The sequence below is a fragment of the Brevibacterium sediminis genome, from assembly GCF_013623905.1.
GTDB classification, from domain to species: Bacteria; Actinomycetota; Actinomycetes; order Actinomycetales; family Brevibacteriaceae; genus Brevibacterium; species Brevibacterium sediminis.
In genome coordinates this window covers 873,370-899,371 of record NZ_JABKDD010000001.1, presented here as the reverse complement: position 1 = coordinate 899,371, position 26,002 = coordinate 873,370, and the positions used below count along the sequence as shown (strand labels likewise).

Annotated in this window: 19 protein-coding genes; 14 read left to right on the top strand and 5 right to left on the bottom strand. The window is 65.7% G+C overall.

Annotation, left to right across the window (positions count from 1 at the left end):
* Positions 1 to 22 precede the first annotated feature (22 nt).
* From dusB to HK108_RS04140, 7 genes are all read left to right on the top strand, one after another.
* The gene (gene dusB / locus HK108_RS04170; RefSeq protein ID WP_181270581.1) at positions 23 to 1,210 is read left to right on the top strand and encodes a tRNA dihydrouridine synthase DusB; all 1,188 of its coding nucleotides are present in this window, start codon (positions 23 to 25) and stop codon (positions 1,208 to 1,210) included.
* A 2-nt stretch (positions 1,211 to 1,212) separates the two neighbouring features.
* On the top strand, positions 1,213 to 2,520 hold the full coding sequence (locus tag HK108_RS04165; RefSeq protein WP_181270580.1) for a deoxyguanosinetriphosphate triphosphohydrolase: 1,308 nt from the start codon (positions 1,213 to 1,215) through the stop codon (positions 2,518 to 2,520).
* 3 nt (positions 2,521 to 2,523) lie between these two features.
* A complete protein-coding gene (gene dnaG / locus HK108_RS04160; RefSeq protein WP_181270579.1) occupies positions 2,524 to 4,596 on the top strand; it encodes a DNA primase in 2,073 nt (690 codons plus the stop codon).
* Positions 4,597 to 4,674: 78 nt separating this feature from the next.
* A complete protein-coding gene (locus HK108_RS04155; protein WP_139467391.1) occupies positions 4,675 to 5,319 on the top strand; it encodes a TetR/AcrR family transcriptional regulator in 645 nt (214 codons plus the stop codon).
* An 11-nt stretch (positions 5,320 to 5,330) separates the two neighbouring features.
* Complete coding sequence (locus HK108_RS04150) at positions 5,331 to 7,127, top strand: MDR family MFS transporter (protein ID WP_181270578.1); 1,797 nt, start codon at positions 5,331 to 5,333, stop codon at positions 7,125 to 7,127.
* Positions 7,069 to 8,034 (top strand): D-2-hydroxyacid dehydrogenase, encoded by a 966-nt coding sequence (locus HK108_RS04145; protein ID WP_181270577.1) that lies wholly within the window; start codon positions 7,069 to 7,071, stop codon positions 8,032 to 8,034. The genes HK108_RS04150 and HK108_RS04145 overlap by 59 nt, the downstream gene beginning before the upstream one ends.
* Positions 8,031 to 8,618 (top strand): hypothetical protein, encoded by a 588-nt coding sequence (locus HK108_RS04140; protein WP_181270576.1) that lies wholly within the window; start codon positions 8,031 to 8,033, stop codon positions 8,616 to 8,618. The genes HK108_RS04145 and HK108_RS04140 overlap by 4 nt, the downstream gene beginning before the upstream one ends.
* Positions 8,619 to 8,877: 259 nt before the next feature.
* Here the strand turns inward: HK108_RS04140 and HK108_RS04135 are convergent, their stop codons facing one another.
* Positions 8,878 to 10,305, bottom strand: a complete 1,428-nt coding sequence (locus tag HK108_RS04135; protein WP_181270575.1) for a glyceraldehyde-3-phosphate dehydrogenase — start codon at positions 10,303 to 10,305, stop codon at positions 8,878 to 8,880.
* A 55-nt stretch (positions 10,306 to 10,360) separates the two neighbouring features.
* A complete protein-coding gene (locus tag HK108_RS04130; protein ID WP_139467386.1) occupies positions 10,361 to 11,398 on the bottom strand; it encodes a YhjD/YihY/BrkB family envelope integrity protein in 1,038 nt (345 codons plus the stop codon).
* A gap of 288 nt (positions 11,399 to 11,686) precedes the next feature.
* Between HK108_RS04130 and HK108_RS04125 the strand changes: the two genes are divergently transcribed.
* Positions 11,687 to 12,322, top strand: a complete 636-nt coding sequence (locus HK108_RS04125) for a DedA family protein (protein WP_181270653.1) — start codon at positions 11,687 to 11,689, stop codon at positions 12,320 to 12,322.
* A gap of 14 nt (positions 12,323 to 12,336) precedes the next feature.
* On the opposite strand, the gene HK108_RS04120 is transcribed toward HK108_RS04125, so the two are convergent.
* Both HK108_RS04120 and HK108_RS04115 read right to left on the bottom strand, forming a co-directional pair.
* The gene (locus HK108_RS04120) at positions 12,337 to 13,380 is read right to left on the bottom strand and encodes a glutathione S-transferase C-terminal domain-containing protein (RefSeq protein ID WP_181270574.1); all 1,044 of its coding nucleotides are present in this window, start codon (positions 13,378 to 13,380) and stop codon (positions 12,337 to 12,339) included.
* Positions 13,381 to 13,619: 239 nt separating this feature from the next.
* A complete protein-coding gene (locus tag HK108_RS04115) occupies positions 13,620 to 15,428 on the bottom strand; it encodes an AMP-dependent synthetase/ligase (protein WP_181270573.1) in 1,809 nt (602 codons plus the stop codon).
* Between the two features lie 189 nt (positions 15,429 to 15,617).
* Between HK108_RS04115 and leuS the strand changes: the two genes are divergently transcribed.
* Positions 15,618 to 18,533 carry a leucine--tRNA ligase gene (leuS, locus tag HK108_RS04110; protein WP_181270572.1) on the top strand — a complete coding sequence of 972 codons (2,916 nt, stop codon included), beginning with the start codon at positions 15,618 to 15,620 and terminating at the stop codon, positions 18,531 to 18,533.
* A gap of 99 nt (positions 18,534 to 18,632) precedes the next feature.
* Positions 18,633 to 19,466 carry an NAD(+) synthase gene (gene nadE, locus HK108_RS04105; RefSeq protein WP_181270571.1) on the top strand — a complete coding sequence of 278 codons (834 nt, stop codon included), beginning with the start codon at positions 18,633 to 18,635 and terminating at the stop codon, positions 19,464 to 19,466.
* 88 nt (positions 19,467 to 19,554) lie between these two features.
* Here nadE and HK108_RS04100 read toward each other — a convergent pair whose 3' ends face one another.
* Positions 19,555 to 20,271, bottom strand: coding sequence for a hypothetical protein (locus HK108_RS04100; protein WP_172169790.1), 717 nt, complete (start codon positions 20,269 to 20,271; stop codon positions 19,555 to 19,557).
* A 95-nt stretch (positions 20,272 to 20,366) separates the two neighbouring features.
* On the opposite strand from HK108_RS04100, the gene HK108_RS04095 reads away from it, so the two are divergent.
* From HK108_RS04095 to HK108_RS04080, 4 genes are all read left to right on the top strand, one after another.
* Positions 20,367 to 21,674 carry a UDP-glucose dehydrogenase family protein gene (locus tag HK108_RS04095; RefSeq protein ID WP_181270570.1) on the top strand — a complete coding sequence of 436 codons (1,308 nt, stop codon included), beginning with the start codon at positions 20,367 to 20,369 and terminating at the stop codon, positions 21,672 to 21,674.
* Positions 21,671 to 22,546, top strand: a complete 876-nt coding sequence (locus HK108_RS04090; protein ID WP_139467379.1) for a DegV family protein — start codon at positions 21,671 to 21,673, stop codon at positions 22,544 to 22,546. The genes HK108_RS04095 and HK108_RS04090 overlap by 4 nt, the downstream gene beginning before the upstream one ends.
* A 127-nt stretch (positions 22,547 to 22,673) precedes the next feature.
* Positions 22,674 to 23,624 (top strand): ComEA family DNA-binding protein, encoded by a 951-nt coding sequence (locus tag HK108_RS19065; protein WP_181270569.1) that lies wholly within the window; start codon positions 22,674 to 22,676, stop codon positions 23,622 to 23,624.
* Entirely contained in the window at positions 23,608 to 25,947 is a 2,340-nt protein-coding gene (locus HK108_RS04080; protein ID WP_229663940.1) for a ComEC/Rec2 family competence protein, read from the top strand. Before HK108_RS19065 ends, HK108_RS04080 begins: the two co-directional genes overlap by 17 nt.
* The last annotated feature ends 55 nt before the right edge of the window (positions 25,948 to 26,002 follow it).

The window sequence follows — 26,002 nt, the reverse complement described above, 5'->3', positions numbered from 1 at the left end:
ACTTGACTGGGATAATGGTTGCGTGAGTGTCATCAGCCCTGCCCCAGAAGCCGCATCCCCGAAGCCCGAAACTGCCCTGCGCATCGGGCCCATCGAGCTGTCCTCGCCCGTCGTGCTCGCGCCCATGGCCGGAATCACGAACACCGCCTTCCGCCGTCTGTGCCGCGAATACGGCGCCGGCCTGTACGTGACCGAAATGGTCACCACCCGGGCCCTGGTCGAGCGCAATCCGAAGACGATGCGCATCATCCACCACGAGCCCTATGAGACCCCACGCTCCGTCCAGCTCTACGGAGTCGACCCGGTGACCATGGGTCAGGCCGTGCGGATGCTCGTCGAAGAGGACCGCGCCGATCACATCGACCTCAACTTCGGCTGCCCCGTCCCCAAGGTCACCCGCAAGGGCGGCGGCTCCGCGCTGCCGTGGAAGCAGGACCTGTTCAAATCCATCGTCACCACGGCCGTCACCGAGGCGGCCCGCCGGGACGTGCCCGTGACCGTGAAGATGCGCAAAGGCATCGATGCCGACCACACGACCTTCCTCGACGCCGCCGAGACCGCGCGCAACGCCGGCGTCGCCGCCGTCGCACTGCACGGCCGCACCGCGGCCGATCTCTACTCGGGGACCGCGGACTGGGACGCGATCGCCCGGCTCAAGGACCACCTCGGCGACACCGTTCCGGTGCTCGGCAACGGTGATATCTTCGCCGCCGAGGATGCCCTGGACATGATGGCCAAGACCGGCTGCGACGGCGTCGTCATCGGGCGTGGCTGTCAAGGCCGGCCGTGGCTGTTCGGCGACCTCGCGAACGCGCTGAACGGCAGCGACGAACGCCACCGTCCCGGACTCGCCGAGGTGGCTCGTGCCGTGTACAAACACGGCGAATACCTCGTCGATCACTTCGAGGACGAATTCCTCGGCGTCCGTGACCTGCGCAAACACATCGCCTGGTACTTCAAGGGCTACCCCGTCGGGGGAGAGCTGCGCAGCCAGCTGGCCATGGTCTCCTCTCTCGAAGAACTCGCCGGACTGCTCGACCAGCTCGACAAGACCGCGCCCTACCCGGGAGAAGCCGCCGAAGGGTCCCGCGGCCGCACCACCAGGCCGAAGAAGCCGCACCTGCCCGAGGGGTGGTTGGACTCCCGCATCTTCGATCCCAGCGGGAAGTCGCTGCTGTCGGAGGCCGAACTCGACATCTCAGGAGGATGAGAATGCCCTTCGACACTCACCCGCACACCTCGGTGGGGACGGGGACCGTGGCGGTCTACTCGCCGTGGGACGAGGAGCGGTGGGTGAGCGAACCGGCGAAGAATCCGCGGCGCTCGGCTTTCCAGCGCGACCGTGCCCGCGTCCTCCACTCCTCGGGTCTGCGACGCCTCGGCGCGAAGACCCAGGTCGTGTCCCCGGGTACGGACGATTTCGTCCGCACCCGTCTCACTCACTCCCTCGAGGTCGCCCAGGTCGGCCGCGAACTCGCCCGCTACCTCGGCTGCGATCCCGATATCGTCGACACCGCATGTCTGTCCCACGACCTCGGACACCCTCCTTTCGGCCACCATGGTGAGACGATCCTCGATGCCCTGTGCGCAGACATCGGCGGCTTCGAGGGCAATGCCCAGACCCTGCGTCTGGTCACCCGGATCGAACCGAAGGTCATCGCCGATGACGGCCGCCCGGCCGGCCTCAACCTCTCCCGCGCGAGCCTCGATGCACTGACGAAGTACCCATGGCCGCGAGCCGAAGCCACGGCCGGTCGCCGCGACTCCGGGGTGCGCAAATTCGGTGTCTACGATGACGACCGGGCTGTCTTCGACTTCTACCGCGACGGCATCGACAACGGCCAGAAATGCATCGAAGCCCAGGTCATGGACTTGGCCGACGACATCTCCTATTCCGTCCACGATGTCGAGGACGCCATCGTCGCAGGCCATCTGGACCTTGCCGACTTCGCCGCCGATGAGCGGCGGGCCGAGCTCTTCGACATCACCCGTCAGTGGTACCTGCCGGAGACCACCGATGCGGAGATGGACAAGGCACTCGGCCGACTGCAGGCCGCCGCCTACTGGCCCAAGGAGGCCTTCGACGGATCCCGACGTGCTCAGGCCGGCCTCAAACACATGACCAGTCAGCTCATCGGGCGCTTCGTCGGTGCCGCGGAATCCGCGACCCGTGAGGAATTCGGCTGGGAGCCCCTCGCCCGATACTCGGCCTCACTCGTCGTCCCCGAGGCGACCACCGTGGAGATCGCCGTGCTCAAAGGCATGGCCACGCTGACGGTGATGGTCGCCGAGGATCGACTGCGACTGCATGACATCCAGGCGGCGGTCATCAACGAACTCGCCGAATGGTACTCGCAGTCACCGGACAAGCTCGATCCGATGTTCCGGGCAGACCACGCCGAGGCCGCCGACGACTCCGCACGACTGCGTGTCATCGTCGACCAGATCGCCTCCCTGACCGACCATTCCGCCTGGGCCCTGTACCACCACCTCAACGCCGGAGCGGAGGATCGGCTCTAGACCATGGCCGGACTCATCAAACGCGAGGACATCGACGAACTGCGCAGCCGCACCCGCATCGACGAGGTGATCGGGGAATTCGTCACCCTCAAGACCGCGGGCATCGGATCCCTCAAAGGACTGTGCCCGTTCCACGACGAGAAGACTCCGTCGTTCACGGTGCGTCCGCAGGTCGGGATGTACCACTGCTTCGGCTGCGGTGAGTCCGGAGACGTGTTCACCTTCCTGCAGAAGGTCGAACAGCTCAGCTTCGTCGAAGCCGTCGAGACGCTGGCCGGCAAGGCCGGAATGCACCTGCGCTACGAGGACGGGAAGGGCCCGGACCGGGAACAGGCCAGCCGCAGGCAGCGGCTGCTGGAGATGCACGAGGTCGCGGGGCGCTTCTTCGCCCAGGCCCTCGAGTCCGAGGCCGGGCAGATCGGCCGGGAGTTCCTGTCCGGCCGCGGTTTTCCCGCCGAGTCGAGCCGGGAATTCGGCATCGGGTTCGCCCCGAAATCCTGGGATGCCCTGACGAGCCATCTGCGCAAGGCCGGCTTCACCGATGAGGAGATCCTCGCCGGCGGCCTGGCCAGCGAGGGCGGTCGGGGAATCTACGACCGATTCCGTGGTCGGGTGATCTGGCCGATCAAGGACATGACCGCCCGGACCATCGGCTTCGGCGCCCGCCGACTCTATGACGATGACAAGGGACCGAAGTACCTCAACACTCCCGAGACCGCTCTCTATCACAAGAATCAGGTTCTCTACGGACTCGACCTGGCGAAGAAGTCCATCGCGAAGACCAAACGCGTCGTCGTCGTCGAGGGCTACACCGACGTCATGGCCGCCCACCTCGCCGGAGTCGACCAGGCCGTGGCCACCTGCGGCACGGCCTTCGGTGCCGAACACGTGAAGATCATCCGCCGCCTCCTCGGCGACGACTCGACCGGACAGGTGATCTTCACCTTCGACGGCGACGCCGCCGGTCAGAAGGCTGCGCTCAAAGCCTTCGAATTCGAGAACCTGTTCACCGCCCAAACCTTCGTCGCCGTCGAACCCGATGGCCTCGATCCCTGTGACCTGCGCATGCAGAAGGGCGACGCGGCCCTGCGCGAACTCATCGACGGTTGCAAGCCGCTCTTCGAGTTCGTCATCACCACCGCGATCTCCCGCTTCGACCTCGACACCGTCGAAGGACGGATCTCCGCGGTCCGCGCCGCCGCCGAGGTGCTCACCGACATCCGCGACCGCAACAGCCTCTCCCACTACTACCGGTTCGTCGCCGGTCGCATCGGCGTCGATATCGACGAGGTGGAGGCCGCAGTCCGCACCGCCGCCCGCCAACCGAAGCAGAACCGCCAGCCCGCCGAGGCGCCCGCCCGCCAGTCGTCCTACCGCGACGGCCCACCGCCGGCACCGAGCGCACCCGCACCCTCGTCGCCGGCCACATCCGGACCCGGGCACGGGTCAGGTTCGGGACAGGGGACCGGTCCCGGAACCGAGCCGGGAATCGCCCCGTCCGGAGGCGCACGCGGGCCCGGTCCCGCCTCGGCGGGGGAGGTCTCCGATGAACGCAGCATCGAATACGTCTACGACGAACGCCCCGACGTCTCGAACCTCTCGGCCCCGATCAGCCCCGCCCGGCTGAAGACGGAGAAGGGGGCTCTCATGGTCGCCCTCCAACATCCGGAGGTGGTCAATGCGAAGCTCTTCGACTCGCTGTCCGCGAAGGCCTTCGAGCACCCCGGCTACCGGCGGATCCAGGACGCCATCAAACAGGCCGGGGGACTGGGTGCAGCCGGCACGGCTCAGTCGAAATGGGCCGAACGCGTGCTCGACGCCGCAGCTGAGGACCTCAAGCCCTATGTGGCCCAGCTGCTCGTGACCCCGCTGCCTGTCATCGAGGGAGACGGGATCGATCGGTTCGCCCGCGGGATCGTCGCTCGCCTCTTCGACTACGACCTCGAACGCATCGCCAAGGAACTCCACTCCCGCCTGCAGCGCCAGGACACCGCCGACGGAGCAGGTCAGGCAGCACTGCTCGGTCAGCTGCAGACCCTCGAGCAGCACCGGGCACGGCTGAAGATGCTCATGTGAAAGACTGCGCACAGTGAAATAGTGCACAATTGCAGATTTGCAGTTGGTGAAAGTTTGCATGTGGTGCAAAATGTACCTATGCCCGCTGAAGAATCCCTGCGCTCGAAAAAGGCGCGCCTGACTCGCAACGCCCTCCATGAAGCGGCGATCACTCGCGTGCTCGAAGACGGCTTGGCCTGCGCCACCGTGGCGACGATCGCCGCCGACGCAGGAGTGTCCACACGCACCTTCTTCAACTACTTCGAGACGAAGGAGGACGCGATCGTCGGCCTCGGAGCCGAGGTCGGCGTCGATGAGAGCCTCGCCTTCGACTATGTCCACAGCCCCGCCGGGCTCGACACGCTGGCCGAGGACACGGCGCGCTTCGTCCGCGAAGCGCTGCTCGTCGGCTCCGTCGATCCGAAACTTCCGGCGCGGCGACGCCGCCTCTTCGCGCTGTATCCGGAACTCGTGAGCAAGAGCTTCGACCGGGCAGAAGAACTCGAAGAGATCGTCACCGGTCACGTGCTCGACCGACTGCGACACCTCGGCCAGGAGTTCTCCTCAGAGGACTCCGCCTGGCGCAGCGCGCGCATGCTCACCCAACTCTGCCGGGTCCCGCTCAACCATGCGGGACAGGTGATCAAGGCCGATCCTGAGGCGGTCGAGGACAAAGGCGGCACCCAAGCGATCTTCGAAGACTCCCTGAACCTGTTCCGCAAGGTCCTGGACCGACTGCCATGACGAAAGCTGTGATGAGAAGCAACCACGAACCCGATGAGAAGACGATGACGGCAACCACCTCGAAGAACTCCGCCCCCGCGGGACCCGACGCACAGACAGAGCCGATGGCCACCTCGGCGATCATTCTGCTCTTCGTGGGTCTGATGATCGCGATGTTCATGTTCTCGCTCAACCAGACGGTGCTGGCGACCGCGCTGCCGACCATCGTCGGCGAGCTCGACGGCGTCGACCAGATGCTGTGGGTCTCCACCGCATTCATGCTCGCTTCGACGATCATGATGCCCGTCTACGGCAAGGTCGGCGACCTGTTCGGACGTAAGCCGCTGTTCATGTTCGCCATCTGCTGCTTCCTGCTCGGCTCGGTCTTCGCCCTCATCGCGAATGAGATGTCGACGCTGATCTTCGGTCGAGTGCTCCAGGGCATCGGCGGCGGCGGAATGATGATCCTCTCACAGTCGATCATCGCCTCCGTCGTCCCCGCCCGCGAACGCGGCAAATACATGGGCATCATGGGCTCCGCCTTCGCCGTGTCGTCCGTGGCCGGACCGCTGATCGGCGGCTGGCTGACCGAAGGACCCGGCTGGCGCTGGGCCTTCGCCATCAACTTCCCGTTGGGCATCATCGCCCTCATCGCCGCCGCCGTGTTCCTCAAAGTGCCCAAGCACACCAAGGGTGCCGGCCCTCGCCCGAAGATCGATGTCATCGGCATGGCGCTCATCTCGATCGTCACCTCCTGCATCGTGCTCACCTCCGCCTGGGGCGGACACGACTACGAATGGGGCTCCTGGCAGATCAACGGACTCATCGTCACCGGAATCATCGCCGCAGTCGCCTTCGTCTTCGTCGAGCTCAAGGTCAGCGAACCGGTCATCCCGATGCACCTGTTCACCAACCGCGACTTCCTGCTGTGCACCATCGCCGGCCTCTTCGTCGGCATCGGCATGTTCGGTGTGCTCTCCTATATGCCGACCTACCTGCAGATGGTCCACGGAATCGACGCCACCGTCGCCGGGCTGATGATGGTGCCGATGATGGGCACCATGCTCGTGTCCTCGACTCTCGTCGGGTTCATCGTCTCCCGCACCGGCAAGTACAAGAAGTACCCGCTGACCGGAATCCTCATCATGGCCGCCTCGCTCGTCCTGCTCTCCCAGCTGAAGGCCGAGAGCTCGGCTTGGGAGACCATCGGCTGCCTGGCGCTGCTCGGACTCGGTCTGGGCCTGAGCATGCAGACACTCGTCCTCGTCGTCCAGAACGCCTTCCCGGTGTCCATGGTCGGCACCGCGACCGCGTCGAACAACTACTTCCGCCAGGTCGGCGCCACACTCGGAATGGCCTTCATCGGATCCGTGTTCACCCAGCGGCTCATGGACAACATCAAGTCCGGAATCACGGAGATCGCGAAGGCGGCCCCACACGGCCAGATGCCCAAGATCTCCTCGACGGGGCTGACCCCGGAGATCGTGTCGAAGCTGCCGGAGCCGATGCACTCACTCATCATCACCTCCTACAACGACGCTCTCGTGCCCCTGTTCCTGTGGGTGGCTCCGCTGGCCGTCCTTGGTTTCGTCTTCCTCTGCTTCCTGCCGAACACTCCGCTGGCGCAGACCCTGAAGAACGAACCGGCGAAGCGCGAGAGCCTCGATGTCGAAGCCGAGCATGCGGGTGCCGTGACCGCGCCGGTTTCCACCCCGGCAGAGACTTCATCGGTTAGTGTGGCAGAAAGCCCACTGTCCAAGGAGCCGAGGAATGACGGTACTGACCATACTCAACTCACCCGTGACCGAGATCCCCGCACTGATCACTGATCTGGGGGAGCGGGACGGGATCGAACTGCGCATCGCCGAGGCGTCGACCCTGGCCCAGGCGCTGCCCGGCACCGATGTGCTGCTGATGTGGGATTTCTTCTCCACCGCACTCAAGGACGCCTATGGCAGCGCCGACAGACTCGAGTGGGTCCATGCCGCGGCAGCGGGCGTGGACTCGCTCCTCTTCGACGAGTTGGTCGATTCGCCGGTGACCGTGACCAACGCCCGGGGAATCTTCGACCGCCCGATCGCCGAATTCGTCCTCAGCTACATCCTCATGCACGCGAAGAGCTCGATCGGCTCGCTCGACGACCAAGCGGAGGGCAGGTGGAACCGCCGGTCGACCCGCGATATCGCCGGAACCAAGGCACTCATCGTCGGCACCGGAGCCATCGGTCGAGGCATCGCACGCCTGCTGAAGGCCGTAGACATCGACGTCACCGGAGCCGGATCGCGCGCCCGCAGCGGCGACGCCGACTTCGGTGAGGTCATCGACTCCGCCACTCTGCCCGAGCACGTGGCCGGATTCGACTGGGTCATCGACATCGCGCCGCTGACGGAGAAGACCGAGAGGCTCATCGGCGCCGAGGCGTTCGCCGCCATGGACGACACCGCCGTGTTCATCAATGTCGGACGCGGAGACACAGTCGACACCGACGCACTCGTGACCGCGCTGCGCGAGGGACAGATCGGCGGGGCCGGACTCGACGTCTTCGACGAAGAGCCGCTGCCCGCCGACCATCCTCTGTGGTCGCTGGACAATGTCATCATCACCCCGCATATGAGCGGTGATACCGACGGGTGGAGAATGCGACTGGCGGAGCAGTTCCACGCCCTGTTCGAACAGTATCTGGCCGGTGAGCAGTTCCCGCACACCGTGGACAAGCAGCTCGGGTACGTGCGGTGAGCCAGGCCGACGACCCCGCGGCGGAGCGGGTGTTCCTGGCCAGGGTGATCGCCGAACTCATCGCCGTGCGCCGTGCCCGTCTGCTCAGCATGCTGGTGCTCGCCCTGGCCATGCTCGTCGCCGGACTCGGGGCCGCCCTCCAAGCCCAAGGAGATCACATCGATGCGGTGCTGCTGTTCTCGGCATTCAGCCTCATCATGATCGGCATCGTCTGCGCGCTGGGCGCGATCATCGCCTGGACGCGGATCAACCGGGACGTGCTCGACTCGATCGCTGCGTCGCGACCGGCTCGTGCCAAGGCGCCGCGGACGCGGAATGCGGGACTCGCCGTGGCGGTCGGCTTCGCCATCGTCGGGATCCTGTTCGGCATGATGCTGTGGGCTGAGACTCCGATCCTGGCCGGCGCCGTCGTCATCGCCTGCCTGCTGCTGGCCTGCCTGGGTCCCATCTGGGCGAATGAGCTGTCGAATGCCGACGACCGACTCGCCGTCATCCTCGACAGCGACGATGATCTGGCGGAGCGATTCGCCACCTTCACCCCGATCTGGCTGCATGAGGCCATGGAGTCCGACGCCGCGAAGTGAGCAGAACACCTCGTTGCCGGCAGAACCTCTCGTTCCTGCGGGCGCTTTTGTCATTCCCGAGAGGTTTCGGCGGGAGGTGTAGGGCGTGGCAGTACCGGTGAGAGATGGTGCGGCCCGAAGTACAGAGCTTGCGGCCAAGGGTGCGGGATGGCGACGGAGGTGAATGACGAAGGCGCCCGGAGTCGTGAGACTCCGGGCGCCTGTCCCAGCCGGTCACCGAGCGCTCATCCGAGCGTTTCGATGGGCCGCCTCGGCGATATCAGGGAAATGCCGGGACGTCGACGTCGGCCATCTTGGCCACGCAGCGTACGACCTGGCAGGAGTAGCCGAATTCGTTGTCGTACCAGACGTAGACGACGACGCGGTCCTCATCGACGATCGTGGCCAGACCGTCGACGACACCGGCCCGCTTGGAGCCGACGAGGTCGGTGGACACGAGCTCGGGAGAGGTGACGTAGTCGACCTGGTTGCGAAGCGGCGAATGCATCGACACTTCGCGGAGGAAGGTGTTGAGCTCGTCGACGGTGGTGGCGTTGTCCAGGTTGAGGTTGAGGATCGCCATGGACACGTTCGGGGTGGGTACGCGGATCGCATTGCCCGAGAGCTTCCCGGCCAGCTCCGGAAGAGCCTTGGCGACAGCCTTGGCGGCACCGGTCTCGGTGAGGACCATGTTGAGGCCGGCCGCACGTCCCCGGCGGGAGCCCTTGTGGAAGTTGTCGATGAGGTTCTGGTCGTTCGTGAACGAGTGGACCGTCTCGACGTGGCCGTTGCGGACGCCGAACTTGTCGTTGATGGCCTTGAGCACCGGGGTGATCGCGTTCGTCGTGCACGAAGCTGCCGAGACGATGGTGTCCGTGTCGAGGATCGCGTCGTCGTTGACTCCGAAGACGATGTTCTTCACATCGCCCTTGCCGGGAGCTGTGAGCAGGACCTTCGACGCACCGGGGCAGGCGAGGTGCTTGGACAGGCCCTCTTCGTCGCGCCACTTTCCGGTGTTGTCGACGATGATGGCGTCGTTGATTCCGTAGGCGGTGTAGTCGACCTCCGAGGGATCATTCGAGTAGATGACCTGGATGAGGGTGCCGTTGGCCTGGATGGTGCTGTTCTCTTCGTCGACGACGATGCTGCCGTCGAAGGCTCCGTGCACCGAGTCACGGCGCAGCAGGGAGGCGCGCTTGACGATGTCGTTCTCCCCATTGCGGCGCACGACGATCGCACGCAGACGCATACCGGTTCCGCCGGCGCGATCGATGAGGATGCGGGCGAGCAGACGACCGATGCGACCGAAGCCGTAGAGGACGACGTCGCGGACCTCGCCCTTGCCGGACTGCGACTGGACGACCTCGGCAAGCTCGGCGGCGAGGAAGGCGTCGACGTCCGCGTTCGGATCATCGAGCTTCTCGATGAGACGGCCCAGATCGATGCGAGCCGGAGCCAGGTTGAGCCCGGACAGCGCCTTGACGATGCGGTGGGTGATCTGGATGTCGAGCTCTTCGCCGAGGAAGTGGCGAGCATAGCGGTGCGCCTTGATCATGCCGGTCACCGACTTGTTCAGCAGCGACCGCCCGAACAGGGTCAGCAGCACGTCGTTCTCACGGTACAGGCGTCCGACTAGCGGAATGAGTTCTTCGGCGGCGGTCTGCTTCTTCGCCCAATCGTCCAGGCGAGCAGTCGTAGCGTCAGTCAAAGGTCGTGTCCCCTCGGTCAGTTATAACGGATGCGCCAACAGTCTACCGTCTCGCCTATTCGCGATCGGACCGGCGTTCCTCGAACCGTTTGAAGCCCAGCAGGGTCAGCGCCACGATTCCCGCACCGGTGATGAGTGCGCCGAGGCTCTGCGCCTGCACCTTCGGTTCGACGAACCGGTATTCCGGCTCCTCTTCGCGCGGCCGCGGTGGTTTCGCCGTGCCGATCCACGCGGCGATGAACAGGATGATGCGGGCGAAGACGTTGAGCGTGAGCATGATCGCGATGATCGACCCGAACACACCGGCGGCCTTGTTCCCGGAGAAGAGATTGACGAGCACCGTGGAGAAGTTGATGAGGATGAGGAACGCGGTCGCGCCGATGAGCGAACCGCGGTTCTTCGCCTGCTTGTCGACCGGCTTCTCCGGCAGCATCGTGAACAGGAACCAGAAGATCAGCCAGGCTGCGCCGAAGGTGAGGATGACCGGAACGATGAACAGCAGACTGCCGGCGAATCCGCCGAGCCCGAGGAAGTCGGCGATCATCGAGCGCAGGCCGGTGCCGACGACGGTGAGCGCCACGGCCAGGAGCAGGCCGATGATGAGGCCGATGAGAGTGATCACGTTGTTGATGACCTTGCTGACGAAGGACTTCTCCGGCACGGCATCGTCGAAGTCGTCGTGCAGCTGGGCTCGCACCGCGGCACCGAGGTTGCCGATGAATCCCTGACCTGTGTAGAGGCCGGTGAGAATACCGATGATTCCCACTCCCTGCCAGTCGAGGAGGAAGCTCTCGAGCTGCTCGGTCAGCGAGGAGTTGCCGGCGGTGAAGGTCTCGATCTGCTTCGTGACCTCGGGAAGGAGCTCGGGGCGTGCGACGTCGAGGACGAATCCGATGCTCGCGAGGCTGACCATGGCGATGGGCATGACCGCGAGAACGAGGAAGTAGGTGATCGCGGCACCGAACTGATTGCCCAGACGCTGTCCGAAACGCTGGACTGCGCGCATGAGGTGGGCGGGTCCGGGTCGGTTGACGGCATTGTGGCCGACCTCAGCGACGGTGTTGCGCGAGGCCAGTACTTTGGCAGGTGCCACGTGTGTGCTCCTTCGATGCGTATCCGCAAGGTGCGTTCGTATTCCGGTCTGAGGTGTTCGTTTCCACACTAGCCGCTGTGAGCGTACTGTGAGCGGCAGGCCGCGCCCTTATCTAGACTTTTGACCATGCCGATCACTGATTCGTTCGCTCCGACTGCCGATTTCGCACCCGTTGCCACCGACAGCCTTGCCGGCCTGCCTGCCGGCGGAGTTCCTGCCGATGTCCTCGCCGCCGGCGGCAGCGCTGCTGACAATCTCAGCGGGTTCTCGGCCTGGACCGTGACGATCATGGAGACCTTGGGGCCGGTCGGTGTCGGGTTCATGGTCTTCCTCGACAACATCTTCCCGCCCATCCCCAGTGAGCTCGTCCTGCCTCTGGCCGGATTCACCTCCAGCCAAGGCCAGATGAACATTGTGGCCGCGATCGTCTTCGCGACGATCGGTTCGGTCGTCGGCGCGGTTCTGCTGTGGGCGCTGGGCAAGTGGATCGGCATCGAACGCATCGCCCGTATCGCGGTGAAGATGCCGTTGGTCGACGTCGATGATGTGCATAAGACCGTCGACTGGTTCGACAAGCACGGGGACAAGGCCGTGTTCTTCGGGCGGATGATCCCGATCTTCCGGTCGCTCATCTCCATCCCCGCCGGAATGCGGGACATGCGACTGACCAAGTTCCTGCTGCTGACCACGGCCGGCAGCGCGATCTGGAACACGATCCTCATCGTCGCAGGTTTCACCCTGGGTGAGAACTGGTCGGTCGTCGAGACCTACGCCGGCTACTTCCAGAACGTCGTCATCGTCGCCGTCGTCGTCTTCGTCATCGTGTGGATCGTGTTCAAGATCCGCAAACAGCGACGGAAGAAAGCCGCCGGGCTCGACACGACCGAAGACGATCATATCGAGCCCGGAGAATTCGAGGCTTGAGGTGATTCCTCGGCTCAGCTCACCCAGGCCGCTGCCGTATGCGCTGGTGCGACCTCTTCGCCGGGCTTGACGGGTCCGGGAGCGGTTCCCTCGCCGAAGGGGGATCCGCCGAACTTCCGGTCGCGACCGTGATCGCTGAGCCAACCGGAGAGGTCGGGGCCCTTGGGCACGATCTGCGTCGGGTTCACATCCTGGTGGACGATGTAGTAGTGCTGTTTGATCTGCTCGAAGTCCACCGTGTCGCCGAAGCCCGGCGTCTGGTACAGGTCGCGGGCGTAGCCCCACAGGTTCTCGAACGCCGTGAGCGGCTGCCGGTTGCACTTGAAGTGACCGAAATAGACGGGATCGAAGCGCACGAGCGTCGTGAACAGTCGCACATCCGCCTCGGTGATGGTCTCACCCATGAGGAACCGTGACCGGCTGAGCCGGTCCTCGACGATATCGAGCGCGTTGAATAGGCGGTCGAAGGCCGCCTCGTAGGCGTCCTGGGAGCCGGCGAAACCGCAGCGGTAGACCCCGTTGTTGATCTCCGTGTAGATATGGCGCATCACCTTCTCCATCTCCTCCCGCGATTCCTCGGGCCAGAGATTCGGGGCACCCTCTCGGTGGTACTCGGTCCACTGGGTGGAGAAGTCCTCCGTGATCTGCGGGAAGTCGTTGGTCACGACGACGCCGGTGGGCACGTCGACGACGGCCGGCACGGTGATTCCGCGCGGATAGTCCGGGTAACGGGCGAAGAACGCCTGCTGCAGCCGTTCGATGCCGAGCACCGGATCCACCCCGCCCGGGTCGAGGTCGAAGGTCCACGACCGGGCATCGTGGGTGGGGCCGGGCATGCCGAGGGAGATGACGTCCTCGAGCCCGAGGAGGCGACGGACGATGATCGTCCGGTTCGCCCACGGACAAGCACGGGCGGCGACGAGGCGGTACCGGCCCGGTTCGACGGGCCACTGAGCGTTGGGATCGTTGAGGATGCGATCGTCGATGTAGTTCGTATCCCGGTTGAATTCCGCCCCTTCGGTCACGTAGCTGGGTGTGTGATCGGTGGTCTCGGACATGACGCTGCCTCCAATGAGATCGATGAGTTCGACTTCTGTCCTCAGCTTACGACGCTGAGGCAAGCCCTCGCCGAGGCGGGACGACGTCACCGTTGCCGTGCCGACCCGATTGGGAAGAGTCCGCCCACCGCCACCGAGATGGGACGACGACGGCCTGGGACGGACCGTTCGAGTCCGTGCCCGGGCGTACCCCGCAGGCTGAGTTCAACGACTGAGCGTCAGCCGGCAGCGACTGTGCGTCAGCCGGCGTAGAGCGCGTCGATCTCGGCGGCGAAGTCCTTATTGATGAGGTGGCGCTTTACCGACTGCTTGGCAGAGAGGTAGCCGTTCTCCTCGCTGAGCTCGATCGGCAGGATTGTGAACTTCTTGACCCCTTCGGCCCGCGAGACGGTCTTGTTCATCTGTTCGACGGCCTTGGCCACTTCGGCCTGGACCGCATCGTCCTCGGAGGCTTCGCGCAGACTCATCTGCGGCAGGTCGTGGTTCTTCAGCCAGCCCGGCAGCATCTCCGAATCGAGGAAGATTAGCGCCGAGACGAACTTGCGGTTCTCGCCGACGAGCACCGGCTGGCCGATGATCGGGTGCCGACGGAGCACGTCTTCGAGCGGAGCCGGGGCGACGTTCTTGCCGCTGGAGGTCACGATGATCTCCTTCTTGCGGCCGTTGATCGTGAGGTAGCCGTCGTCATCGAGCGAGCCGAGGTCACCGGTGCCGAACCAGCCGTCGTGGAACTCCTTGGCCGTGGCCTCGGGGTTGTTCCAGTACTCGCGGAAGACCGGCACGCCCTTGGCCAGGATCTCACCGTCGGGAGCGATCGCCACCGAGACGCCCGGCAGCGGCACGCCGACGGTTCCGATCTTCGACTTCTCCGGAATATTGACGGTGATCGGTGCCGTGGTCTCAGTGAGTCCGTAGCCTTCGAGGACGATGATGCCCAGTCCGCGGAAGAAGTGGCCGAGATGCGAGCCGAGCGCACCGCCGCCGGAGACCGCATGCGTGACGTTGTCGCCCATGACCGCGCGCAGCTTCGAATAGACCAGCTTGTCGAACAGGGCGTGCTGGAGCTTGAGGCCGGTCGGCACCTTGCCGGTGTCGAGTGCCTTCGAATAGGCGACGGCGACCTGTTCGGCACGGCGGAAGATCTTCTCCTTGCCGCCTGCCTGAGCGGTCGCCAGCGCGGAATTGAAGACCTTCTCGAAGACCCGGGGCACGCCGAGGATGAACGACGGACGGAAGCTGCCCATGGCGTCGGTGAGCTTCGTCAGATCCGACTGGTGCGCCAGCAGAGCACCGTTGCTGATGGCCAGGACCTCGATGAACCGCGCGAAGACGTGGGCCTGCGGCAGGAACAGCAGGCAGCGCATCTTCGTGTCGAGAACGCTGGGGATCTGGTGGCGCGCGGCTTGGGACGTCTGCACGAAGTTCGCGTGGGTGAGCACACAGCCCTTGGGCTTTCCGGTGGTGCCGGAGGTGTAGATGATCGTCGCCACGGATTCGGAGCCGACCTGCGAACGGGCGGCTTCGAGCTCCTCATCGGTGACGGCCTTGCCGGCCTCGGCGAGATCGGCGAATGCGCCTTCCTCCCAGACCCGCAGGGCCGGTTCTTCGCGTCCGGCGGCCGTGGCCGCCGCCCGCACCCGATCGGCATGCTCGCCGGTGGCGACGAGCCCGCGTGTGACATCGGCGTCGGTGAGCATCCAGTTGAGCTGGCTCTCCGAGGACGTGTCGTAGAACGGCACGGAGATTCCGCCGGCGTACCAGATGGCGTAGTCGCTGAGCGTCCACTCGTAGGAGGTGGGCCCGAAGATAGCGATCCGGTCACCGACTCCCACGCCCAAGGCGATGAGCCCCTTCGCGGCTGCCTTGACCTCAGCGAGGAATTCGGCCGCGGTCAGTTCGTTCCAACCGTCCCCGTCGGGCTTGGCGACCAGAGGGCGGCTGGGGTTCTCAGCGACTGTGCTGAGGAAGATATCGGTGGTCGACGAGGCGGTATCGACCTCGAAACCGACGACGGGTGTTGACGACTGCGGCATGGTCGTTGAGCTCATGAGTCTCCTTCGAGGACGTAAGTTACTGCTCGGTTATCTTACAGTTCGGCCGGGTCTCAGTGAAATCGATCACGTTTGCCGAGATAACCGGCGTCCGCTGACCTGTGAGCAGTCTAACCAAGTCGAATCAGGGGGCGTTCAGAGTACGATGGTCAGAACCCGCTCACGTCTGTTCTGCGAAGGAAGGTAATGACGACGAACCCTGAGGAGACCGGTTTCCGCTATGATGCGGCGCTGGCCGAAAAGATCGAGAAGTCTTGGCAGCGCACTTGGGAGGAATCGGGCACGTTCCACACCCCGAACCCCACCGGAGACCTCGGCGAGCTCGACTCCAAGGATGCTTCGTCGCCCTTTGGTCCGCCGGCCGACCTCAGCGAGCGCGAGTCCCTGTACATCATGGACATGTTCCCGTACCCCTCCGGTGTGGGACTGCACGTCGGCCACCCGCTGGGCTACCTCGGCACCGACGTCTACGGCCGCTACCAGCGGATGCGCGGACACAACGTCATGCACGCCCTGTCCTACGACGCCTTCGGACTGCCCGCCGATCTCTACGCGGTGCAGACCGGTCAGCACCCGCGCATCACCACCGATGCCAATATCGCAAACATGACCGAGCAGCTGCGTCGCCTGGGGCTGGCCCACGATGTGCGCCGTCGCTTCGCCACGACCGACGACGAATTCGTCAAATGGACGCAGTGGATCTTCCTGCAGATCTTCAACTCCTGGTACGACACCGAAGCGACCACCCCCGATGGTGAGGCCAAAGGCGCGGCTCGTCCGATCGACACGCTCATCGAGCAGTTCGCCTCCGGTGCCCGCCCCACACCCGACGGTCGCGCCTGGTCGGAGCTGAGCTCGGCGGAGCGCGAGAACGTCCTGCAGGGCTACCGCCTCGCCTACGTCTCCGAATCCCCGGTCAACTGGTGCCCAGGGCTGGGCACTGTGCTGGCCAATGAAGAGGTCACCGCCGAGGGTCTGTCCGAGCGTGGAAACTACCCGGTCTTCACCCGCCGTCTGCGCCAGTGGAACATGCGCATCACGGCGTACGCCGACCGCCTCATCGACGACCTCGACGTGCTGGACTGGCCGCATGCGATCCACGCCATGCAGGTCAATTGGATCGGCCGGTCGAAGGGCGCCCTGCTGCGCCTGCCCATCGCCGGTGACGATGCGTCCGACATCGAGGTCTACACCACACGCCCGGACACCCTGTTCGGCGCCACGTACCTCGTCCTCAGCCCCGAACACCCGCAGGTCGCCGACCTGACCGCTGAGGTCTGGGATGAGTCCACCCCCGAGTCCTGGCGCGGGGGAGAGGCCACCCCCGCCGAGGCGATCGCTAGCTATCAGCGCGCCGCTGCGGCCAAGACCGACGCCGACCGGCAGCAGAGCCGGGAGAAGACCGGCATCTTCACCGGCTCCTATGCGCTCAACCCGGCCACCGGGGCACAGGTTCCGATTTTCATCGCCGACTATGTGCTCATGGGATACGGCACCGGAGCGATCATGGCCGTGCCGGCCGAAGACGCCCGTGACTGGGACTTCGCAAAGGCGTTCGGACTGCCCTATATCCGCACCGTGCAGCCTCCGGCCGACCACGACGAGGACGCGCCGTTCACCGGCACCGGCGTGATGATCAACTCCGCCAATGCCGAGATCGACATCAACGGCCTCGAGATCGACGCGGCGAAGGCCCGGGTCACCGAATGGCTGGCGGTAAAGGGGCTGGCCACCGAGTCCACCCAGTACCGTCTGCGCGATTGGCTGTTCTCTCGCCAGCGCTATTGGGGCGAACCGTTCCCAATCGTCTACGACGAGAACGGCACCCCGATCGCTCTGCCCGACGAGATGCTGCCCGTCCAGCTGCCCGAAGTCGACGATTTCGCACCGCGGACCTACGCGCCCGACGATGCCGACAGCCGTCCCGAACCGGCGCTGAGCCGGAATCAGGAATGGACGAGCATCGAACTCGACCTCGGCGACGGTCCGAAGACCTACCAGCGTGAGACGAACACGATGCCCAACTGGGCCGGATCCTCGTGGTACCAGCTGCGCTACGCGGACCCACACAACGACGAACGCCTCGTCGACCCCGCCAACGAGAAGTACTGGCTGGGACCGCGGGCGTCGAAACCGCGCGGCGGCGCCGACCTCTACGTCGGCGGACAGGAGCACGCTGTGCTCCACCTGCTCTATGCCCGCTTCTGGCACAAGATCCTCTTCGACCTCGGGCACATCTCCTCGTCCGAGCCGTTCCACCGTCTGGTCAACCAGGGATACATCCAGGCCTATGCCTACACCGATTCCCGCGGCGTCTACGTCCCCGCCGCCGAGGTGGAGGAGAGGACCGAATCGAACGGTGAGCTGACGTTCTGGTACCACGGCGAACAGGTCAATCGGGAGTACGGAAAGATCGGCAAATCGCTGAAGAACTCCGTCATGCCCGACGAGATGTACGACGCCTTCGGTGCCGACACCTTCCGCGTCTATGAGATGTCGATGGGCCCGCTGGAGCAGGACCGCCCCTGGGACACCCGCGCCGTCGTCGGCGCACAGCGATTCCTGCAGCGCGTGTGGCGACTCTTCGTCGACGAGACCACCGGCGAGTCCGTGGTCGCAGACGGTGAGGCCGACGCCGAATCGCTCAAGGTCCTCCACCAGGTCATCGACGGTGTGCGCGAGGACATGGACCATCTGCGGTTCAACACCGCGATCTCCAAGCTCATCGTGCTCACCAACCATGCCACCAAACAGGGCGGTGCGACCCGGGACGTCCTCGAACCTCTGACGATCATGCTCGCACCCTTCGCACCGCACCTGGCCGAAGAGCTGTGGTCGCGTCTCGGACACGAGTCGACGGTCACCTATGCGGCCTTCCCCGAGGCGGACCCGAACCACCTCGTCGCCGAAACCGTGACCTGCGTGGTCCAGGTCAAGGGCAAGGTGCGCGCACGGCTCGAGGTGGCCCCGGACATCTCCGCAGAGGAGCTCGAGAAGCTGGCTCTCGAATCGCCGAACGCCGTCAAGGCCCTCGGCGGCGCCGGAGTGCGCAAGGTGATCGTGCGAGCCCCCAAGCTCGTCAACATCGTCCCCGACGCCTGAGACCCGGCCGATACTTCGCCGTAACACGGCATCTGGGAGACTGCATGAGTGCGGGCGCCGAACGGCGGCGCTTCGCCCCCGACTACGACTGGTGTGAGCATGACGAACGACAGAGTCCAAGACGAGATTCGGCACGCCCTCGGCGTGCGACCGCAGATCGACCCGGCGACGGAGATTGCCCGGCGTGTCGAGTTCCTCGTCGACTATGTGCTCACCACCGGAGTCAGAGGTCTCGTGCTCGGCATCAGCGGCGGACAGGACTCCACACTGGCCGGCAGGCTCTGCCAGCTGGCGGTGGAGGACCTGCGCCGCCGTGGGGCCGATGCCGAATTCTGGGCCGTGCGCCTGCCTCACCATGTGCAGACCGATGAGGCCGATGCCCAGGACGCTCTGTCGTTCATCGCCGCCGATCACGAACTCGCGATCAACATCGGCGCCGCCACGGATGCGGCCGCCGAGGAGTACGAGAAGGCCACCGGAGAGCCGATAACCGATTTCGGCAAGGGCAACGTCAAGGCCCGGATGCGGATGATCGCGCAGTTCGAGCTGGCAGGGGAGAAGAAGGCGCTCGTCGTCGGCACGGACCACGCCGCAGAGGCGGTCACCGGGTTCTTCACGAAGTTCGGCGACGGCGCGGCCGACGTCATCCCCCTGGCAGGTCTGAACAAACGGCAGGGACGGGAACTGCTGCGCCACCTCGGCGCTCCCGAACATCTCATCGTCAAGGTCCCCACCGCGGATCTGCTCGATGACGAACCCGGGCAGACGGACGAATCGTCGCTGGGTCTGAGCTATGACCAGATCGATGACTTCCTCGAGGGGAAGGAGATCGAGCCTGCGGCCGCCTCGGCGCTCATCGAGAAGTACCGCCGCTCAGAGCACAAACGCCGCACCCCCGTGGCTCCGGTCGATTCCTGGTGGATCCGGCACTGAGCCGAGCACGTGAACACTGGCAGCAATTGAGGCCCTCACAATGTGAGGGCCTCAATTTTTTTTACCGAACGTCGTCTGTCGAACGTTGTCAGTCGTTGAACGGCGGGGTGCCTGAGACGAGTCCGAGTTCGAGTGCTGTCTGGTTGAACTCCCATCGGGAGGAGACGAAGTCGTCGCTGAGGCGTTCGCCCCGGCTCTGAGCCTCGGTGTAACCGCGCCAGCCGTCCTTGCGGGCATCGCCGGGACGGATCTCACGGGTGCCGGCATCATCGGGAGAGACTTGGGTCTCCTCCTTCACCCAGATCGACAGCCCCTCGGCTGCCCGATAGAGGTTCATGAACGCGGTGTGCGAACGGGGGTTGTCGAAGCTGGCCTTCTTGAACTCGGCACAGAAGGTGGTGAGCGGCTCGAGTTCGTCGACGGCGACGGTGGCGAAGGTCGCATCGAGTCGCAGGGACTGGACGAGGCCCGACGAATCCGGGATGAGCTCGAGGATGCGACGGGCGCGACGCTCATCGGGCAGCAGCTCGACCTTGTCCTCCACCGGGGTCAGTCCGAGAGTGTCCATCCGACCACGCTCGACGCTGAGCTGCTGGCGCAGTGCGTCGATCTGCTGTTGGGCACGTCGCCATTCGCCGTGGAACATCAGCAGCGCGGCGATCACGCCGAGGCACAGCACGAGTCCGATGATCCAGGCTGCAGAGTGCAGCCCGGGGATGGCGAAGGCGATGATGCCGAGCACGGTGAGCACCGCAAACGTCACGGCGGCCGGTGAGTTGGTGAGGAAATCAAGGAAACGCTTCACAATTCCAAGCCTACTGTTTCAACCTCCACATATCGTGCAACCGGGTGGCATATAGTGTGGTCGAAAACGCATGCCAATACCCAGGAGAGCTCGGTTTGAAGATTTCAGTCATCGGTTGCGGATATCTGGGCGCGGTCCATGCGGCGGCCATGGCGTCTCTGGGCCATGAGGTCACGGGAGTCGATGTCGACACGGAGAAGGTCGAGGCCCTGACCTCCGGTCGTCCGCCCTTCTACGAACCGGGACTGAGTGAACTCCTCGTGAAGGCTCAGGAGCGCGGAAAACTCGAATTCACCACCGATATCTCCCGCGCCGCCGACGCCACCGTGCACTTCGTATGTGTAGGCACTCCGCAGAAGCCCGGTGAGTTCGCCGCCGATGTCACCTATGTCGATGCGGCCGTGGAATCCCTGCACCCGCACCTGACTGCGACGTCGGTGGTTGTGGGAAAGTCGACCGTTCCCGTGGGCACCGCCGAGCGTCTGGCCGGAATCATCGCCGACACCGGCGCCGCCATGATGTGGAACCCGGAATTCCTGCGCGAGGGCCATGCCGTCGAGGACACCCTCCACCCGAATCGTCTCGTGTACGGAGTCGCCGACGGTGAGCCGGGGCAGGCCGCGGCCGCAACTCTCGACGAGGTCTACGCCTCGATCCTCGCCGAAGACACGCCCCGGATGATCACCGACTTCGCGACCGCCGAGCTGGTCAAGACCGCGGCGAACTCGTTCCTCGCCACCAAGATCTCATTCATCAACGCCATGGCCGAACTCTGCGAAGCATCGGGAGCCGATGTCACCCAGCTCGCCGATGCGATCGGCATGGATGACCGGATCGGCCGCAAGTTCCTCAACGCCGGGCTCGGATTCGGCGGCGGATGCCTGCCCAAGGACATCCGCGCCTTCATGGCCAGGGCCGGGGAGCTCGGCGCCGATCAGGCGGTGGCGTTCCTCAAGGAGATCGACTCGATCAACATGCGCCGTCGTGTGCGGATGGTCGACATCGCCCGCGACGCCCTGGGCGGGTCGTTCATCGGCAAGAAGATCACCATCCTCGGCGCCGCGTTCAAGCCCGACAGCGATGACGTCCGCGACTCGCCGGCCCTGGCCGTGGCCAGGCTCATCGCCACCCAGGGCGGGCTGGTCACCGTCACCGATCCGCAGGCGATCGGGAATGCGCAGAAGTCATTCCCCGAACTCGACTACGTCGCCGACACCGCCGAGGCGATCACCGGGGCGCAAGCCGTGCTGCTGCTGACGGAATGGCGCGAATACCGCGACCTCGACCCGGCGGCGACCGCCGAGCTCGTCAGTGGGAAAGTGCTCGTCGACGGCCGCAATGTGCTCACTCCCGAACTGTGGCGGGCAGCGGGCTGGACCTACCGAGCCCTGGGCCGTCCATGAGAATCGGGCTGGTCACCGACTCCACGGCGCAGCTCTCCGCGGACGAACGCGAAGCGCTGAGCGAGGCCACCGGCGGTCTCTTCGCCGTGGTGCCGCTGACCGTGCTCATCGGCGGAGTCGCCTTCGCCGACGGTGAGGTCGATGCCGGGCATCTGTGCGCGAAGATGACCGACGGAGTCGAGGTCACCACGTCCATGGCCACCCCGGCCCAGTTCTCCGACGCCTATGCACGGTTGCACGAGGACGGCGCGGAAGCCATCATCGTCGTGACCATGTCCGCGGAGCTCTCGGGCACCCGCGATTCCGCGGTCAAGGCCGCCGAAGCCGAGGACATCCTCGTCGATGTCGTCGACTCGAGGACCACCTCGGCGGGACTGGCCGGGGCACTGTCTGTGGCCGTGGCCGGGATCCGGCAGGGACTCGACGTCGAATCGATCGCCGGAACCATCGCCGACTGGTGCGCGGCCGAGACCCGTTCCGTGTTCGCCCCCGGCAGCCTCGAACACCTGCGCCGAGGCGGCCGGATCGGCGCCGCGTCCTCCTTGCTCGGCCGGGCCCTGCAGATCGTCCCCGTGCTCGGTCTCAGCGCTGGAGTCGTCGTTCCGCTGGCCCGGGTGCGCACTCGCACCAAAGCCCTGGAGAAGATCGTCGCCTTGGCCGCGCAGGCCGCTGCGGAGGTGGCCGATCCCGAGGACACCGTGCACGTCGAGGTCCAGAACGCCGAAGGGGAGATGGACACAGCGGATGCCGAGCTGTTGAGCTCACGGCTGCGCGAGCTCGGATTCGACTCGTCGTTCAGGACGCTGTCGACGATCATCACCGCGCATGTCGGCCCCGGTACGGTCGGTGTGACCGTGCAGACCACACCCTGACTCACACATTTCTGCCTGGGGATGCTCGGGTGACTTGATCACCTCTGCCCTGTGGACGCAGATGCTCTGTCCACAGGCGACGATTCTGCCCTGGCCGCTGCGTACCGGCGCTTCCTAACCTCGGACCATGGCTGTGTCTCCGGATGATCGTTTCGCCGGCCTCCTGGGCGCCAGTGCCGAGCGCGGCGGTTGGGTGCCGGGCGACGTCTATACCGCCGACACCGCCGGTGAGGAAGAACCCGTCGAGCCCCGTCGCGTGCGTCTGCCCGTGCTGGCAGCTCTCGGCATCGCCACGGTCGGAGTCCTCGTTCTCGCCTTCTTCCTCTTCCGTCCCGCTGCACAGCATTCGCCCGTGGGCGGCGGTGACGATCCCGGCCAAGGCGCAGGCGCCGGTCAGTCGCCTGCCGCGACCGGCGAGGGAGGTGAAACAGGAGAAGCCGGTGAGGGATCGGCGGGATCAGCCGCAGGACAGGAAGGAGCCGCCTCGGCGAAGTCGGCGAATGCGAACGGCGAGGTGACCGTCCATATCACCGGGGCGGTCAACGACCCCTCCGTGGTCACGCTGAAGGCAGGTGCGCGGGTCCAAGACGCCGTCGAAGCCGCTGGAGGACTGAGCGCCGGAGCCGACGGTGAAGCGGTGAATCTGGCGCGCGTGCTCGCCGACGGTGAGCAGATCCACATCCCGACAGAAGGCGAAGAACCGGCAGCCGGAGTCGATGGTGCCGATGCGAACGGGGCCGGGGCGAACGGGACCGGTCAGGGCGGAACCGGTCAGGACGGAACCGGTTCGTCTGGAAGTGGGGGAGGGGGCGCGGGAGGAGGCGGCGGATCGCCGGGCACCGCGGATTCATCTGCAACCGCGAGCGGCGGGGCACCCGGTCAGGCGGGGAAGGTCGACCTCAACACCGCCGATGCCACCACCTTAGAGACGCTGCCCGGGGTCGGACCCGTCACAGCCGAGGCGATCATCAGCCACCGCACCCAGCAGCCGTTCGCGAGCGTCGATGATCTGCTGCTCGTCAAAGGCATCGGGCCGAAGACCTTCGAAAGCCTCAAAGACCTTGTCACCGTCGGCTGACCCGGGCCCCGCAGCCGCGCACACACGGCTGCGAACGAGGCGATCCTGGCAGCAGGCGTGGGAGCGCAGACTGGTTGCCCTGCGACATGTGTGCGCGGCTGCGGTTGCCTGGGTGCGGGAGCGGGCCGCGCTGTGGCCGGGCTCCGTCCGCCTCCTCTGCTGTGCAGCCGGCCTCTGGGCCAGCGCACTCCTGTCACCGGAGCCATGGGTGCTCTTCGGCGTTCCCGTGCTCGGACTCCTCGGGATCGTGATCCTGCGACGGCACCACCACCTCGGTGTCGGTGCTCTCGTCTTCACCTGTCTGCTGACGATCCAGATCACCGCCCTGGCCGCCGCCCACGGACCGGATGATGAGGCCGAGACCACGGGGCTCGTCGTCGGCCACAGCGAACCCGGAGCGTCCGGCTGGACGCGACTGACGCTGCTCACCACCACCGGATTCACTCACGTGCTCAGTCCCGAAATCGCTGCCGACGGAGCGACCGTGCGAATGCGCACTCAGCGCCTCGACGGTATCCGCTCGACTGATACGGAACCACAGGTGCTCGAAGCACCGAACCGACTGTGGCAGTGGCGTGAGCGGCTGCGCACCGAACTCCGCGTCGATTCTCTCGCCGCCGGCAACGACGGAGGACGGCTGCTGCCCGGACTCGTCGTCGGTGACACCTCGCCCCAGGACGACCGGATGATCGACGATATGCGGGTCGTCTCCCTCACCCACGTCTCGGCCGTGTCGGGCAGCAACGTCACGATCGTCAGCCTCGGTGCCGGACTGCTCGCCGGCGCCTGCCGAGCCGGTCCACGGCTGCGCGTGAGCATCGGAGTGCTCACCTGCCTCGGCTACGTCTTCATCGTCGGATTCGAACCCAGCGCCATCCGGGCCGCCGGAATGGCGATTGCGGCGGCACTCGTGTTTCTGCGCGGCGGTGGGATCTCCCCGGTCGCGGTCATGTGCTCGACCGCGAGCCTGCTGCTCGCCTTCGTGCCGGTGTTGGCCACCTCGGTGGGGTTCGTCCTGTCCGTGGTCTCCACCGCCGCGATCATGTTCGTCGTCCCGATCCTGCTGCGCCGTCTCGCCGTGCACCTGCCGCTGCTGCCCACGGTGCTCGTGACCGCGCTCATCGTGCCCTTCGTCGCCCAGCTCGCGTGCACCCCGGTGCTGGTGGCGATCGACCCGCGCATCGGACTGTGGTCGGTCGCTGCCAACGCCGCGGCCGCACCGGCGGTCATGCCGGCGACGGTGGCGGGCTTCCTCAGCCTCGTGGCCACCGGCATCGCGACGACAGGGCCGCCCGGAGCCGACTTCGCCTCTGCCCTGCTGGCGTGGATCGGGTCCTTCCCGGCCTGGTGGATCGTCCTCGCCGCCCGAGTCTGCGCCGCACTGCCGGGAGCGGCACTGGATTGGCCGGTGCCGCCGCTCGGAACGCTGCTGGCGCTCGGGCTGCTCGGCCTCGCCGTGGCCGGTACGTGGATGCTCGTACGTCGTCGCCTCTGGGGTCTCCCCGTCCTCGTCCTGTGCTGCCTGCTCACGGCCTCCGTCATCGTCACTGTGAGGGCGAAGCCGCCTGCAGCGGATTGGCTGGTGCTCGTCTGCGATGTCGGTCAGGGTTCGGCTGCCATCATCAACCTCGGTGATGGTCGGGGTCTCGTCGTCGACACGGGGCGTGAGCCGAAACCCATCGACACCTGCCTCGACGAATCCGGGATCGAGGAATTCGATCTGCTCATCTCCCACTTCGACGCCGACCATTTCGCCGGCTATGCGGGCACGACGTGGGGGCGCACGGTCGATCGGCTGTTCGTCTCCGCGAACGTCGCGACCTCGCCCGAAGCCAGGCACGTGATCGCTGACACCGATGCCGAGCTGGTTCCCACCCACCGCGGCCGGACGCTGAGCTTCGAGACGGCGAGTCTGCAGGTGCTGTGGCCGCCCCTGCGCTCGGTTCCTGCGGCAGAGGACGAGGAGCTGCGCAACGAAGACTCCCTGGTGGTGCGGGTCGAACAGGAGGGTCTGAGCACTCTCCTGCCCGGCGACGTCGGAGCCGAGGAGCAGTATGTGCTCGCCCAGCAGGTGCGGCCGGTGGATGTGCTCGTCGCACCGCACCATGGTTCCTCCGATCTGGCTCCCGAGTTCTTCGCGGCCGCGGCTCCCGGCCTCGGCGTCGTCTCGGTGGGGGAGAACAGCTACGGGCATCCGAGTGAGAAGTCACTGCGCTCCTTCGGCCCCGTGCCTGTGCTGCGCACCGATCACTGCGGTTCGGTTGCGCTCTACGCCCAGAGTCGATTCAGCACCGGCCACAGCTGTTCCGAGGACAAGGGGTGAGACGGCGGGTGTCGGTCCGACTTGCCGGTCATGTCGGGCAGCCGCGATAGGCTGG